This is a genomic window from Bacteroides sp. 41_26 (assembly GCF_949740115.1).
In the GTDB taxonomy this organism is placed as follows: domain Bacteria; phylum Bacteroidota; class Bacteroidia; order Bacteroidales; family Bacteroidaceae; genus Bacteroides; species Bacteroides nordii.
Genome location: NZ_CATJGZ010000052.1, coordinates 77,972 through 93,574, shown reverse-complemented (window position 1 = coordinate 93,574; position 15,603 = coordinate 77,972). Strand labels below are relative to the sequence as shown.

General features: G+C 42.4%; 11 protein-coding genes. All 11 read left to right on the top strand.

Features of this window, described 5'->3' with window-relative positions:
* The first annotated feature begins 1 nt into the window (after position 1).
* The 11 genes from QX565_RS03775 to ruvC all read left to right on the top strand — a co-directional run bounded on the left by QX565_RS03775 (position 2) and on the right by ruvC (position 15,570).
* Complete coding sequence (locus QX565_RS03775; protein WP_289291354.1) at positions 2-1,555, top strand: hypothetical protein; 1,554 nt, start codon at positions 2-4, stop codon at positions 1,553-1,555.
* Positions 1,552-4,077: a hypothetical protein gene (locus tag QX565_RS03770; RefSeq protein WP_289291352.1), complete on the top strand. Its 2,526-nt coding sequence runs from the start codon at positions 1,552-1,554 to the stop codon at positions 4,075-4,077. Before QX565_RS03775 ends, QX565_RS03770 begins: the two co-directional genes overlap by 4 nt.
* Before the next feature lie 2 nt (positions 4,078-4,079).
* A complete protein-coding gene (locus QX565_RS03765; RefSeq protein ID WP_289291350.1) occupies positions 4,080-7,310 on the top strand; it encodes a coiled-coil domain-containing protein in 3,231 nt (1,076 codons plus the stop codon).
* A gap of 30 nt (positions 7,311-7,340) precedes the next feature.
* Positions 7,341-8,501 carry an XkdF-like putative serine protease domain-containing protein gene (locus QX565_RS03760; RefSeq protein ID WP_289291348.1) on the top strand — a complete coding sequence of 387 codons (1,161 nt, stop codon included), beginning with the start codon at positions 7,341-7,343 and terminating at the stop codon, positions 8,499-8,501.
* A 23-nt stretch (positions 8,502-8,524) separates the two neighbouring features.
* Positions 8,525-9,817, top strand: a complete 1,293-nt coding sequence (locus QX565_RS03755) for a hypothetical protein (RefSeq protein WP_289291347.1) — start codon at positions 8,525-8,527, stop codon at positions 9,815-9,817.
* A 99-nt stretch (positions 9,818-9,916) separates the two neighbouring features.
* Complete coding sequence (locus tag QX565_RS03750) at positions 9,917-10,489, top strand: hypothetical protein (RefSeq protein WP_289291345.1); 573 nt, start codon at positions 9,917-9,919, stop codon at positions 10,487-10,489.
* A gap of 82 nt (positions 10,490-10,571) precedes the next feature.
* A complete protein-coding gene (locus QX565_RS03745; RefSeq protein WP_289291344.1) occupies positions 10,572-11,357 on the top strand; it encodes a hypothetical protein in 786 nt (261 codons plus the stop codon).
* Positions 11,358-11,364: 7 nt separating this feature from the next.
* Positions 11,365-14,187 carry a hypothetical protein gene (locus tag QX565_RS03740; protein WP_289291342.1) on the top strand — a complete coding sequence of 941 codons (2,823 nt, stop codon included), beginning with the start codon at positions 11,365-11,367 and terminating at the stop codon, positions 14,185-14,187.
* Positions 14,188-14,200: 13 nt separating this feature from the next.
* Entirely contained in the window at positions 14,201-14,500 is a 300-nt protein-coding gene (locus QX565_RS03735) for a hypothetical protein (RefSeq protein ID WP_289291340.1), read from the top strand.
* A 204-nt stretch (positions 14,501-14,704) separates the two neighbouring features.
* Complete coding sequence (locus tag QX565_RS03730; RefSeq protein ID WP_289291338.1) at positions 14,705-15,007, top strand: DUF4286 family protein; 303 nt, start codon at positions 14,705-14,707, stop codon at positions 15,005-15,007.
* The gene (gene ruvC, locus QX565_RS03725; RefSeq protein ID WP_002561125.1) at positions 15,004-15,570 is read left to right on the top strand and encodes a crossover junction endodeoxyribonuclease RuvC; all 567 of its coding nucleotides are present in this window, start codon (positions 15,004-15,006) and stop codon (positions 15,568-15,570) included. The genes QX565_RS03730 and ruvC overlap by 4 nt, the downstream gene beginning before the upstream one ends.
* The last annotated feature ends 33 nt before the right edge of the window (positions 15,571-15,603 follow it).

Below are 15,603 nucleotides of genomic sequence, written 5' to 3'. Positions count from 1 at the left end.
TATGGGATACGTTTCTAAAGACATAGCGGTAATAACCGAACCCAAAAAAATATCACTTACCGGCTCGCCTAATTTTGTGATATTTGAAAGTAAGCCAGTCACAAAACGTTATTTGTGGATAGAGATAGGGGTAAAGGTCATCCCTTCGATGGACCTGTCTTCGGTATCCGTATTACAAATATCTGACTCTTACGGTAACACACGTATTTTTAAAGGTACTACTACTGCGGAAGAAGTGGGTGGATACGTCTTTTTTGTTTCGGACGATACTTCTGATACGGCAGAGAATCTAAGGCAGGCTATGATGTCCGATGATTGGCTTAAAACGAATTTTGAAATAGTTATTCCTTTCGTGTCTTCTGTTGACGGTGTTACTAATGGGAGCCGCATAACCATACGGAGTAAGGACGCCGGAAAAGAGTATAATATGACAATATCTGGAAACAGTACAGGTTATACTATCGACCGTATGATCCCGGATTCATACAGTAACGATAGTATCAGTGGAGATAATGCTACAGCTGAGATCGAGTTAGATATATACGATAGTCCTTCCGATTTATTCGGGGTGGAAACGCCTCCGACCAATGCAACGTCGATGGGGGAGTACATAACAAGTTTGAGTAAAACCTATTCGGGTACCCCTTTATGGTTTGAACTAAATTCCCTCTTTTCTCAATACGCCGAACGTTCTACCTTTCCGGAGTCTCCCGGCTGGTTTGGTACGCGAACCCATCATAAATACCGTTTCTTGGCAAAAGTAAAGGGAAACAATTCTTTTTATTTCTACTGCTCGAGCGTCTTGTATGTGATTAACGGTTACGGTCCAGTCTTTGAGGAATTAGACCTTACTCCATATGTGTACAACGGGGACGTCGTTAAGCTGTTAACTAATAAGCCATTGACGAAATATGTTAGAGGGCAAAGGGAGTTTTTAAACTTTGTGTGCTACTCTAAATTCATTGGTATACGGTTTCGTATTGCATATCAGGTATACAGTACCGGCCATTTATACCTCGGTACCGTATACGGTCAGGAAAGTATAGATAATACGTTGGTTCGGACATGTCGGTTAGACATAGATGCTGCTTTGGACCGGTATCCTAATGCGGGGATTGTAAAGGTAGCACTCGCAAAAGGAGACTCCCTAATTTCCGATTTTTTGGAATACGAGATTATACCGGAGTGCTTACACAGGCTCACCCAATTTTCTTTCATCAATCGTTTAGGGGGATGGGATAACGTGAATTTTGATGCGCCCGTTCAGGATGAGCTTCGAAATGAGGTAGAAACCTACGATAAGACCTTAACGCCATACATGAAAAAAGGAGACAGTTTAGAAACTGTATATAACGCTAACTTAGCGAATACCTTTACAGTAGAGGGGGCACCGATTAGTGATGAGGTGGCGAAGTGGCTTAAAGAGATGGCCGCGTCTACGGTCGTCGTTGACAATGACGGTAACTATATCATTGTGGAAGAATTCACACTATCGAAAACCGCCGATAATTTTAATATGCAAAGACCAACTATTAAATACCATTTGACCGAATGATAGTAATAGAATTATATATAAATGGAAAACTCTGTGATTTGCCGGGTACTTTTAATATCCGTATAAATCGTCAGTTTATAAATCCGCAGCAGCTCACTTTGAAAGACGCCCAATACAGTTATAGTATTACTTTACCCCCCACTTTCAATAATAATTCGATACTCGGTTTCATTGGAGTAGAGGAGGTCGTTAATAAATTTAATAGGCGGTATAACGCTGAGTTATCGGTTAATGGGGCACGTATTTTCAAAGGGTATTTCAGACTTTCAGAAATAGGGGCTACCGGGTACAAAGGAAACTTATATACACCTAATTCTAAAACTTCAAAAGATATATTCCCCTCTGAAAAATGGGAGGATATGACGGGCTATTATATAGATTTCGGGCTTTTCAGCGAGTCGGTAACCGCAGCGAATACTAAAGCGTTAGAAGGGGCACAGCCTGCTATATTCCCTTATGTATTATACGGTTTACTTCCGAAAGTCGATCGTGACGGATACGGAGAGCGCGACGAATGGGACAGTCGGGTATCATTGTCCTGGGATGATGTGCCCCCCTCGTTAAATGTTTCACTCCTTTTAAAAAAGGTCTTTGAAATAAAGGGGATGCTATTGACCGGGGATTATCAAACGGACAAGTATTTAAACGATATATATGTAAGCTATAAGAATGACCCGACTTATGAATTACCGTGGAATTACCGTAACAGCTCAATTATTGTAGCCGGAAAATGGTTTAGTGTCGATACGACAGGCGGAGAGTATCGCAATTTTGAAAAGAATCTATTGTACACTGATAACAAAGAGTCGGTCTCTGCGATGGTAACGGGGGGAACGAATAACGAGATAACTCAGGTAATAGATAACGTTGGTGTCGTTGACGATGGGGCGATAACTGTCCCCGTGTCCGGGTACTATAAAGTGCGATTGTCGTATGACTTACAACTTCATACGGGAGGGCAAATGCTGGGACAAGTAGACACGGATACGGGTGTATGCCATGTAACTGTCGGGTCACTTCAAAGACGTGTCTTTGAATTGCGATTGATGCGGGGTATTAATAGTCTTAACGATTTGTCTGACTTGGCCTTAGATAGCACCTTATATCGGAACAATCTTCCACAAGAACCTAATTCACCGAAAAGGTATTACCCTGTTAACGGAACGTCTCTAATTGTTGATGAGATGCAGGATCAACAGTTAGTTTTCGGCGTGACTACCGGAAGCGGGGAACATGATAGCGTATATCGTAATCCTACTTATAGTGGTATACAAAGCGCGGTACTTTTGAAAAGTCCTTTCTTAAGTTGGTCAGAGGATGGAATACTGGAAGCCGATAAACGGGCATTCTCCCTTTTCCCTAACGAGGGGTATTACCTGGTGGAAAACGGAATAACAGAAAGCTCGGATAAGTTTAAGATAGAGGTTGTCAATGGGCCAGGAAATTTTTCCCCATCTTTATCTGATACTGACGCGTCGGGAACTGTGGAGGTTATCGCCTGGCTGGATAAGGGAGAAAGGCTGTCTCTTATATCTGTAGTTGAATGCCATGATACGATAATCGGAAGTGAGTCAGTTCCTGCGGTATCATCTCACCGATACAATTATAGGATAGAGCTGATCCCGTATCGTTCCGATAGAGGGTGGATACCGGCCTCTAATCTGGAAAACGGGACGTTACCGATATTAAATTGGGAGGACGCCCCGACTTTTGAAAGTGATCGCATTGACTTGTTTAAGTTCATGCCGCAAAATGAGAAGGTATCGGACTTCATAGATAATCTGTGTACGACATTTAATCTCCGCATAGTGGACGCCGGAGATAATACTTTCTTTTTGGAGAAGGGTGTCCCTAAGATTTGGAACCAGTATGTAGATTTGGATGGAATAGGGGCGGTGGCAAAGAGAAGTAATTCGGCATTGAATCTACCATCTCAATTTATCCTATCGTTTACAGTAAACGAAGACGAAGAGGGGTATTACGTTAATGGAAATACGGGCGTTTCCGGCTCTATTACTACTGGCGCGATCGAGGGAAACCCTACAGAACAAAAGAGCCCGTTTTCATATAACTGGTTTAAGAGAATTAAAAAAGATAAGGCCTTTCTCGATTTACCCGTGATATCTAAACATGAGGTTTGGACGGAAGACAGGGCGTATAAAGACGCAATGGAAGAAAAATATACCGATTTGGCACAAAGATTCTGGTTTTATGGTGGTATATTTAGTGCAGATATAAACGGAAAAAGCGTATTTCTTGCTAAAGTAACTAATACTAAAGGGTTAATATTAAGTTATGAGAACAAGAAATTTACTATTCTGGATTTATATTTTGCCACCCTTGTAAACGCGGATTCTCACTATACTGAGATAGAATGTTACTTAAGTCCTGTTCACTACGAAATGCTGAAAAATTATAAAAAGGCGCTATTTAATCACGACATATATTATGTAGCGGAGCTATCAGGATATGACCCGACGGGACGTAATAAAACAAAGGTCAAATTGATAAAAAAAATTTAGATATGGCTGGAAAGAAAGAATATACTCTAATCATTAATGGGGTAGAAAAAAATATTAAGGATGTAACCACGTTAAATGACCTGTTAAAGAATCTGGATACGACTGTAAAGGGTGTGTCGGGAAGTGCGGGGGCCGCCCTGTCAGTCAGTAAAGGGCGTGCGAAAGCCCTGACGGAAGAGGAAAAGGCGGCTAAGAAGTTAGCAGATACCGAGCGTAAAATACAGGCCGTACGAGACGGGGCAACCGATGCGCAGATAAGGGCTAACCAGGAGTTGAGAGAAGCTACTCGGGAACAATCGCGGAAAATACAGGCCGACCAACTGGCGGAAGATAGTATAAAGCGGATGGGGATGCAGCTAACCGATCTACGTAACGAATATGAGAGCCTGAGTAAAGCGCAAAGGGACGATGTGACCGTAGGCGGGGAATTACTACAGCGTATACAGGAGTTAGACGCAGAATATAAATCCCTGAGAGAAAGTACGGGAAACTTTCGCGACAGTGTAGGAAACTATGAAAAGGCGTTAAACGGGTTGGGCAAACTGTCTGATGGCGTAGATGGCATTACAAAGTCTACTATGGGATTGGCTCAAACCCTTTTATTATCCAATACGTTGATGGGGCTATTCGGTAAAGAAAATGAAGAAAGCGCGGAACAGGCTGAAAGGCTTAATAAAATACTTGCTCTTCTTTCCATCGCCGAACAGGTTAACACGAACCTTATACGGGAGAGTATCGTGCAAAATAAACTTGCGGCTGTTACGGATTCTATACGGGCCGCTCAGTTAAAGGCAAAAACGGCCGCCGAGGTTGCAAGTACAAAAGGTACGATCGCTGCGACGGTAGCGCAGAAGGCCTTTAATTTGGTTGCTTCCGCTAATCCTTATGTGCTTTTGGCGTTGGCCTTAGTCGCTGTAGGTTCCGCATTGCTTGTTTTTGCTAAAAATACAAATAATGCTGCGAAAGAACAGGAACGGTTAAACGCGCTTCAAAGGGAATATATGGATGCAGTAGGTAAAGAGGCAGGTGTGATAAAGGATGCCTCAGAGCGTAGAATAGAACGCATTCAGCAGGAAATACGTATAATGGAGGCACAGGGGGCGACACTGACGGAGATATGGAAAAAAGAGAAAGAGATATTCGAAGAACGTCAACGCGCTTTAGATGGGCAGAAAAAAACCGCAGAAAACAGTTACAATAATCTGGAAAAAAATAAAAAGCAGTTACGGGAGTATTCTGACATTCTCACTATACTAACTAAAAAACAGGCGGAATGGAATTCTAATACAGATCTGGAAGTTACGATACCCATAGATGGTAAAAAAATGCGGCTTGAAGTGGATAAAGCTATAAAGATGGTTAAGGATCGGATAGAGACGCTCGAAAGTGAGTTAGTCGTACCATTACAAATAGAAGCGGATCAGGAGGCACTGAACGCTGATATTTTGGTTGCCCGTAAAGAATTTGCCGATAAAATTAAGGAAATCGCAAAAAACGCATCCGAAAAAGAACTCGACGAACTAAGAGCGGCCGAAGACGCTCGGCTGGATTTAATGCAAAACAGTGTTAAGAAAATAGAGGTTACATACGACCGTCAAATCGAAGACTTGCGTAAACGTCTCAGCACAGAGACAGACCTTACTAAAAAAGCTCGCGAAGCGATTAACGACCAGATCGTCAGTTTGGAAAAGCAGAAGAATAAGGAATTACAGGATTTGCAAGACGAACAAACGGCAAAGACGTTAGAATTAGAAAGGCAGGTAGAGGATAGCCGGATAGCTTTGATACAGGATGAAACAGAACGTCGCCGAACCGAAATTAACTTGCAATACGATCGTGAAGTTGAGGACCTGAAAAAGCGTTTGGAAAAGGAAAAGGATTTAACGGAAGAACAACAGAAAGCAATAAATGAGCTTATTCTCAATGCGCAGGACGCACGCGCGAATGAACTGTTAAAGCTGACTTCCGATGAACTCGCGGTACGTGCCGATCTCGAATTGTCTGCTATAGACGATATGTACGCACAGATAGAGAAAAAACAAAAGATTGTACGAGATAAGGACGATACAGGACTTATCGACGTGGACGCCACTAAGAACAATCTAAGAGAGATAAATTCGTCGTTAGATGAGTACATAAAACATCTCACAGCTTACCAGGCGTCTTTAACTGACTCACATAAAATCGCATTGACCGGCCTACAAAAAGGGTCTGTCGAATATGAGAGGGAGGTTCAGAGTTATGCCCGTGCAATGGAAAACGTATCTGACCGTATCAAGACTGCGCTCAAATCCCAATCGGACAACACTAAGCAGGCTACGGAAGTACAAGCCGATTATTACAAAGAACTGTTAGAAAAGATAGGGAAGTATGCAGAGGAGGTTTCTCAGGCAGTTAGCGCAGTTACCGACACTCTAAACGCTAATTTGCAACTACAGTTAGACGGACTTAATGAACAACTGGATATCATAAATGAAAAATACGAGCAAGCGCAAGAACAACGGGAAAAAGCCGCGCAAAAAGTGGAAGAATTAGAAGAACGCTTAAGAAATGCCACCGGGAGTACGGCCGCGGCATTGCGTGAACAACTTAACGACGAGGTACGTGCACGGGAAAAGGCGGCGAGGGAAGAAGAAAAGTTAGCAAAGGAGAAAGAAAAACGAGAAGCGGAAATTGCCGAGAAGGAGAAGAAGATGCGACGTAACGATCTTATTTCCAACATAGCGCGGGGGATCGCGGATACCGCTTCGGCCGTTATAGGCGCATTGGGTAATAAACCGTGGGGGATATGGAATATAGCCCTCGCCAGTCTTGTTGGTACTATGGGAGCTGCACAGGTAGGTATTATGTCGGAACAACTATCCAAACTGGAAAAAGGGGGTGAGATCAACGGGCCCAGCCATGCAAACGGTGGTGTTCCTATATTGATAAGCGGTGTTCCTACCTATGAGGCCCAGGGGGGCGAGTTTATGATAAACGATAAAAGTTATCGCGCCAATAAGTCATTGGTAAATTTCATAAATGACAATCCTCGCCCTTTGTTGTTCTCCGATCTCATAGGAGTGTTACCGGGTAATACAGTTCCGTCGGTGGTTTCTGATGCGCCCCTGTCACAAGAATACCGAATAATAGACGCGATCGAAAATATGGAGATAAAACCGGTTGTGTCTGTAACCGATATAATTGATGCGACGGACGAGGTAGTAACCGTTCGTGATTTAGCAGGGTTTTAAGACGAATTTATCGCAAATTGTCTTTATTGCATGAAATCTAAGATACCAGTATACGAGTGTAAAATAATGGGTACGGACAATACAGGGATATTCGCCATATCGTTTGTCGACATACCCGCCAATGAGTGCAATTTTGTAGCTCTTCACAAGCAACGCCCCGTAAAACTCGCTTTAGACCGGCAAAAGCAGATTTTAACGGGCGTTGTCCTCATACCCGATCAGTTAATATACCGATACGATGATGCGTTAGGGGAGTATTATATAAAATTCACTGCGCAGGATATCGAAAAGATAGCCCAAAAAATGATGAAAACCGGTTTAGCTTTAAGTACTACTACTCACCAGCATGAAAAACCGCTAAAGGGCAATTATCTAACGGAGATATGGCTTGTTTCCGACTCAAAAAGAGACAAAGCGGCGGCATTGGGATTGGGTGAACTCCCGCCGGGTACGCTCGTAGCTTCTTATAAGATCGAAGACTCTGTATATTGGCGTACAGAGGTCTTATCTGGTAACGTTAAAGGCTTCTCATTAGAGGGAATATTTAATTTTAATAGTGTAAAAATGAAAAAAGAGACAAAAACGGCCGCCCAGCTTGCAAAAGAGCAGGCCGCGGCAAAGAAAAAGCCGAAGGGTAAGTTAGCTGCCGCGCTCGCGGCTATGTTTGGCGTACTAATGGAAGGTGAAACCGAAGCTGCCGCCGAAGATTTAGTAGACGAAGCCGCCAAAGATGAGGTAGACGCGGGCGATCCTTACCTTATTTTCGACCTGGCGGACGGGGGCGAAGTGTGGGTAGACGCTGATGGTTTCGCGACACTCGATGGTGAGCAAATGCCAGCGGGGGAACATGCATTATCGGACGGTAATTTTCTCGTCATCGATGATAGCGGTATGATGGTAGTTACACAACCGGAAGCCGACGGAGTAGAACCCGAAGCTGCTGCGGCCGAACTGGCTAAAAAAACTAAGATGGCTAAAGCTCGAGCAAAACAATACCTATCAAAAATCGGGGGGAAAGAAGCGCAAATCGCACGCCTTAAGGCGCAAATCGCAGAATTGGAAAAACAGCCGAGTACAACGCCTGCGGAGGCCCTCGTAGATGGTGGTGGTAAAAAGCCCGAAGAGATGACGTACACCGAGAAGATGGCCGCCGTTATCCGTAGCCGGAATGAGAGAAGGAAAAAGAAATAATAACCGAAAAAAAGTGTATTTAAATGGCAAACATGTATAATATTAACGGCCTTAGTTACAACGCACAGGAGAATCCCGAATGGTTCACCCGTGCAATGTTCGGTGGCCGCCTGGTACAGGGCGGATATATTCGCGTGCTGACCGGCATTAAAGGGGATGAGCTTCTGAGTATGATCGATCTCGATAATAAAATTTTGCAGATCGACGGTAAAGACTGCGCCTGGACCCCTAATCAGATTATTAAACTGTCTGACAAGAAGGCTAAAGTAAAGACCTATAAAATCAATCTCGAGCAGTGCATCGACGAATTGGAAAATAAGCGTACTCTTTACATGCTATCCCCGGGGGCAAAGAATGAAAGCCTGCCGCCAGAACTGGAAGAGGCTACCTTACAACTTATCGCGATCGGTCTTAGCAACGAAATCGAGGAAATGATAATCGGAGGGGATGAAAGTGTAGACCCGAACCAGTTTAACGGTATGGAGAAAACGCTTTTGGATTCTACTCAGGCAGCTAAACTGGTCGGCGCTGTTATCACGAAAGCGAATGTGTTGCAAACTTTTGAAGACGTATATAACGCCGTATCGGAAGACGTGTTACAAAGTGAAGACGCTGGTACCCTCTATATTTTCGGATCGTATAGCACCCGACGTATCTTACGTGCTGCGCTCGCTGACAAAAATAATCAAGTGTTGGCGGAAGCCTGGACGGTGGACGATACCGACAAACGCAATCCGCGTATATACTATTTGGGAGTAGAGTTTGTACCGGTCAAAGGTATCGGGAAGAATACCCTTATCTGTATCGATGGTACTAACGCCTTCCTGTTAACGGACCTTCTTAGCGATCTGGACGAGATCGAAATGGGCCAATTCCCGAAACCTAACGATAGTAAGGTGTGGATTAAGGGGCGTATGCGTTTAGGCTTTGTGATACCGTTTGAGGATGAGGCTGTTATCTGGTCTGACAAGGTTAAGACCGCACAGGAGGCGGGACCCGGTAATAACGACTTGGCGATAACTCCTAACTCGCTTGTGTTCTCAGCGGCGGGAGAGGCAAAGACATTCACGGTAGTAACTAAAAAAGGTGTGACTCCCGAAGTTAATACCGCAGTAGATGGCTTTACCGTAAAAGCTGGTGAAACATCAGAAGCCAACGGCGTTAACGTAACTACCGTAACTGTGACTGCTGCCGACAATTCAAGTGGAATTAATCCACGCGTAGGGCAAGTGCGTGTAAATCTCCCGGACAGTGATCGGGGCGCGGTAGTAACCCTTAACCAACGTACGGAGGATATAGACACCGTTTTCCCTTAAGGCCCTGGGTACTTGAAACCGGGCGTTGGAATGAACGGGGCGCTTGGTACGCCTGGGGCATTTGGAAATCCGTAAAAAATAGAAATAAAAAGTATAAAGATGGGAAACTGTAAATTGACAAAAGGGTTGGGCGGAAAGAAATGCGAGTACGTATTATCCGGCGTACGGGAAACTTTCTTAGCCAATTACTATCCCCCGGCAAACGGGGATGCGGCGGTAGACGGTGCGATCGCTTATAAATTCGGTACCGACGGAGATATAGAAGGGATTTTTTTGCCGGAAGGTGAAAGTTTCTTTCCTATAAAGGGGGCGGACAATACAACCTCTTACGCTGACGCCTTGTTAGTCGGTGGGAATGGAGGGAAATACCGTCAACACACACTTAATACCGTAATTGAACAGGATGATGTAGATATTATTAATGAGGGGGACGCGTTGAGTTTAGGACGGTTTATCGCTGTTGTCGTTACCGTTAACGGGTCCATTAAAGTACTCGGGCGTACTGGTGGTCTAAGCGCCCCGGCAGGTGGATTTGATTACGCAAGCGGCGCAGCCGAAGCGGACGCTACCGGATGGACTACGATATTACAGGGTGCATCTACTGAGATCGCCCCCTTTGTAAAAGATCGGAGCGTCATTACCCCGATTTATAAGGAGACTATTACGGAATAAGTAACTTGTGACAATTAAAAAAAGGGCGGTAGATGATATCGCCCTTTTTTGTCTTTATGATATGAAATGTAGAATACATAATATGAAACCGCCGTGCAGCTACAGCCCGGACGGAATTACCGATGTTCGTGTACTGGACTTCGAAGACTTTAGAGGTTTCAGATTTGAAGGAGACGGACTTTACTCCAATTGCCTTGTATCCGATATTCTAAGGGCAGGGGATTTTGTAGAGGTGGCGTCTTCTTTGGAAAACACAAAATACAATTCAACTTTAGAAAATAGTATCTATACTCATACTGTCGAGACATTTATTTCGGATATATCCGCTGATTTATTATCCGATCTTCATTTATCTACGAAAAGGAGGTATATCGTTCAATTCCGCGGTACGAGCGGACGTTATTTCGTATTTGGTAAAGAGGCTGGTGCGGGTGTTACATACGCCTGCCAAACCTCCGACGGATTCGGGGCCTTAGTAACCTTTAGCGCTTTGTCTTGCTATCCTCTTTTTGAGACTTCTTTTAAAACGGGAAATTATATACGTATCGTACCTACGCGAATGATTATAGAAAAGCCCGTTGATAATTTATCTTTTATATTGGAAAGTTCAAACCCCTGGAAACTGATAAGTGGCGTTCCACAGTTTGTAACACTGGATCAGACAGAGGGAAACGCCGGCGATTTTCTAATAACGGCTACCGGTATAAAATTAGGTGGGGAATATATTACTTTCCAAAATGAGGTTACCATGCAAACCGCGACTGTATATATAGCAAATATTGACGGAAGACCGTGGATATTGGAGGACGGGACGTGGAACGAATTGGGATTCTGGTACAATACTGGTTTATGGAATTATAAAAAATAAAAATAATATGGATGCACTAAAAAAAATTACTGAAGGAATGACCGGACAGGAGTCTGCGCAAATTATCTATCAAAATGATGTGAACTCTTTAACGGACTATATCGTGTCATATCTGCACCCGACGGAGGGCGAGAACGGTACTAATGTATATACTTTGAATACGGCTGTGGCTAAGATACCGCAAGACATAAGAAAAGAGGGAATGACGTGTACATTCTTATCAGAAGAAGGTTGGCGCTCATATAAATATATCGGGGCTACTATCGATGACGAGGACTGGAATGTAATAGATAATTGGGTAGCGGTTGTTACAGAAAAAGAGCTATTCAATATAAATGAAGAGGTAGATAATCTACAAAGGGACATGGATAATGCGTTTACACAGAACGGCTTTATCTGGACGTTTGCAGGTACTAAGGTAGAGATCGTTTTCAAAGACAATGGAAACACCTCTATTGCATTCCCTGAGCAAACAGTCATATCATACGGTAATACCTCTGTTATCTGCGATATGGGTATAAGTATGATAGAAGTTCCCGCAGCTACTAAGAATCTGTATCTTGTGTTCAATATTAGCAAAGGGAAAGTGGAGGTTGTCACGGCGCAGAACCAGATGAACGGAACCGTATTACTCGGATGGATCAGTAACGAAGTTAAGACCGCATTCCTTAAGTGTAGCGATTACACCGTTAACGGTAAATCTATGAATCCGGCTAATTATCTTCTTGCGTCTGACATCGTAGATGGATTAATATCTACTTCTGTGGATAAACCTTTGTCCGCGAATATGGGTAGGATTCTATCTACTCAAAACGGCATGATGCAGTTGATAGCGGGTAATAAAGTCGTTAACGTAGATTTTAGTGATACTGATACATCTGTTACTATATCTCTACCTTCCGGCCTCTTTTTATCATACGGGAATACAAGAATCGCAGATTCAGCCACCACTAACGGTCAGGTAATAACTGATCTAATGACAAGTGGTAAACTAAAGTATCTGGTCTATGATTTAAGCGAAAGCCAGTATAAATTGGTTGATTCTATCAATCAAATGACTAATTCAGTATTGGTAGGGTGGATTAACCAATATCTTAAGGAGGCTATACTGAAGTGTAACCGATACCGTGTTAATGGCGTTTCCTGCTCTATTGATGACTATATCCCCAAAACCGATATCTCCCATAATTTAGAGACTACTGACGCAAATAAGGTATTAGGAGCGGATCAGGCTATTCAGTTAGCTACTCAAAACGGTATGATGCAAGTTTTGGGCAGAGACAGAACGGTTAGCATAGATTTTAGTGACAGCGATCAATCGGTAACCATATCCTTACCGTCTACATTATTACTATCTTACGGTAATGCGAGAATTATCGACTCTGCTACTTCCAATGGGCAAGTGATAACCGATCCTATGACAGATAACCGGTACAAATACCTGATCTATAATTTAAGTACCTCTCAGTACGAGTTGGTTCTTCAAGCCGCACAAATGAATAACTCTGTATTAGTAGGTTGGATCAACCAGTATACAAAAACGGCGGTTCTTCGCTGTGATAATTATACGGTTAATGGACTTCCTGGAACCACATCCGAAATTGCGAAGTTGACGTATGATAGTATTCCTACTACGGTGATTCAGTTGAAAAAATACGCTGACGGGGGGTATCTTAACATTAACATGACTTCTTTGATTGATACAGATGTAAAAATAACAGGAGGGCGTGTTTCTCTTGATCCTACGGATTTTAGACTAATGTCAATAAGTATAAAAAAGGGAAAACCAACAAATATATATTTCAGGGTAGTAGAACCTTACGCCATTATAGAAGCAAAAGGAGTGTATGCCCTATCTTGCGGTTCTCATTTTTCCAATTCCTATATCTCTCAAAATATAAGAGATTTTGGGAAAGGAATAACTAATATTACTTCCCAATACAACAATAATATATCTGGTAATATCTATGATATACCGAGAGACGTTAATTATCTGATGATTGGAGGAGGTGATGTTGCAAAGAATACTATAAAAGGAGATTATTCTGATTTTCCTCGATTAATGACCTTTTTACAAATAGTATCTACAGAATCTTTAATAAATGGTGATGTTGCAGATCTGCCACGAAAGTTAGAGTACATTTATCTGCATACTGGTATCGGTTCTAAGATTACTGGTAATGTTGCTGATTTACCACGTGGGTTAACCCAAGTACGGTTATATAATTTAGTTTTAGGATTTACGGGAGACATAAAGGATTTGCCGCCCAATCTGACTGAGGTTCTATTATCTGGAAATAATTTTAATGTATCTGGAGACATAAAGAATGCTCCTTCAAATTTACTTACCTTACAGATATCTGGCAATTCTACTATCACAGGAAATATAGCAGATATCCCCCGTACTATTAAAACTATAACATTAAATCCGGACTCTAATATATATGGCAATTTATCGGAAATGCCACCAACTATAGGTTATTTTATTTTATATAGCAGTCAGAATGGCGAGAAAATAACTGGCGATATAGGTGATATTCCTAATAAGAGTGTTGTCAATTTAGCTCTTTTTGGTAATATTGATATTACTTTTGATAAAGAATTTCCTTTATCGAGTGGATTCTATGGTTTTCGATTGACCCCTGATGCTAATTTCCCTATTGATTCATCGACGATTGATAAAATCCTCATTGCTCTTGATGCAAAAGCGGAGGTTATTACGGGAACGAGATTTATAACATTGGCTGGCTCATGTGCTGCACCTACCGAAGCGTCACAAGCGGCGATCACATCGTTGCAACAGAAAGGATTTACGGTACAAACTAATTAAAAAAAATAAAACTATGATAGTATTAACAAAACCTTGTGTTCTTATCTATAACGATGGGACAGTACAAGCGATCATTAAAGAGAATAGCGGCAAGGTATATCCTTCCGCGAATTCCGAATACGCAGAATTCGATACCGAATCGGAAATGAACGATTTTATCTCGAAAAACAAATTGGAGGTTCCTGAATGGGTCTTAAATCCGGAATTACAAATACCGGAAGAAATGATACCGGAACCAGAGGAAGAGGGGACTCCTGATTTAATTCCCGAAGAAACAGACGACCCGGACAGCCTTATACAAGAATTGATATAAAATTGCTATGAAAAAATAAGATTTAATCGTATATTGTTGATTTGTAGAGTTTTATATGGGTCGAAAAAATAGCCAGATGAGCTAACCCCCCAATTAAGTTACGTCAACGATTGCAGGCTTTGTTCCGTTTTCGTGGCGCAAATATAATGCATTATTCTGAAATAATTGCTATGTTTGCGGTAAATAATAATCAAAAAAGAAAATATGCTTATCTATAATACAACCTTTCAAGTGGATGATGAGATTCACAATAATTTTTTGATATGGATCAAAGAATGTTATATCCCTGAAATAGAGAAATATGGAGCGTTGAAGTCACCACGTCTTTGTCGGATACTAAGCCATCGGGATGAGGGTACATCTTATTCTTTACAGTGGGAAGTGGAGAGTAGTGGAGTGTTGCATCGCTGGCACTTGGAGCAAGGGGTGAAACTGAATGAAGAATTATCAAAAACATTTAAAGATAAGGCAATTGGATTTCCTACACTGATGGAGGTAATAGAGTGATACAACCGGTCAAAGAAAAGATAATTCTGGGCATCGATCCTGGTACTACCATTATGGGGTATGGGATTTTGCGGGTAACGGGCACAAAGCCTGAAATGGTTGCTATGGGAGTTATCGACTTGCGTAAATTTGGTGATCACTATTTGAAGCTTAGACATATACACGAACGTGTATTAAGCATTATTGAGAGTTATTTGCCGGATGAACTGGCTATTGAGGCACCTTTCTTTGGGAAAAATGTACAGTCGATGCTGAAGCTTGGACGTGCACAGGGAGTGGCAATGGCAGCAGCATTGAGCAGAGATATTCCGATTACGGAGTATGCTCCGCTGAAAATAAAAATGGCAATTACAGGTAATGGTCAGGCGTCGAAAGAGCAGGTGGCGGATATGTTGCAACGAATGCTCCATTTGGCAAAGGAAGAGATGCCTGTTTTTATGGATGCTACAGACGGATTGGCAGCAGCTTATTGTCATTTCCTTCAGATGGGACGCCCTACGATAGAGAAGGGTTACCACGGATGGAAAGATTTTATAGCTAAGAATCCGGACAAGGTGAGGTGAATTGTTTTAAAAACAGGAAATTTGAATTTTAAA

Bases quoted from the DNA above. Each gene is read 5' to 3' on its own strand.
- QX565_RS03760 (WP_289291348.1), top strand. From the start codon at position 7,341: ATGAAATCTAAGATACCAGTATACGAGTGTAAAATAATGGGTACGGAC.
- QX565_RS03750 (WP_289291345.1), top strand. From the start codon at position 9,917: ATGGGAAACTGTAAATTGACAAAAGGGTTGGGCGGAAAGAAATGCGAG.
- QX565_RS03735 (WP_289291340.1), top strand. From the start codon at position 14,201: ATGATAGTATTAACAAAACCTTGTGTTCTTATCTATAACGATGGGACA.
- QX565_RS03770 (WP_289291352.1), top strand. From the start codon at position 1,552: ATGATAGTAATAGAATTATATATAAATGGAAAACTCTGTGATTTGCCG.
- QX565_RS03755 (WP_289291347.1), top strand. From the start codon at position 8,525: ATGGCAAACATGTATAATATTAACGGCCTTAGTTACAACGCACAGGAG.
- QX565_RS03775 (WP_289291354.1), top strand. From the start codon at position 2: ATGGGATACGTTTCTAAAGACATAGCGGTAATAACCGAACCCAAAAAA.
- QX565_RS03745 (WP_289291344.1), top strand. From the start codon at position 10,572: ATGAAACCGCCGTGCAGCTACAGCCCGGACGGAATTACCGATGTTCGT.
- QX565_RS03765 (WP_289291350.1), top strand. From the start codon at position 4,080: ATGGCTGGAAAGAAAGAATATACTCTAATCATTAATGGGGTAGAAAAA.
- QX565_RS03730 (WP_289291338.1), top strand. From the start codon at position 14,705: ATGCTTATCTATAATACAACCTTTCAAGTGGATGATGAGATTCACAAT.
- QX565_RS03740 (WP_289291342.1), top strand. From the start codon at position 11,365: ATGGATGCACTAAAAAAAATTACTGAAGGAATGACCGGACAGGAGTCT.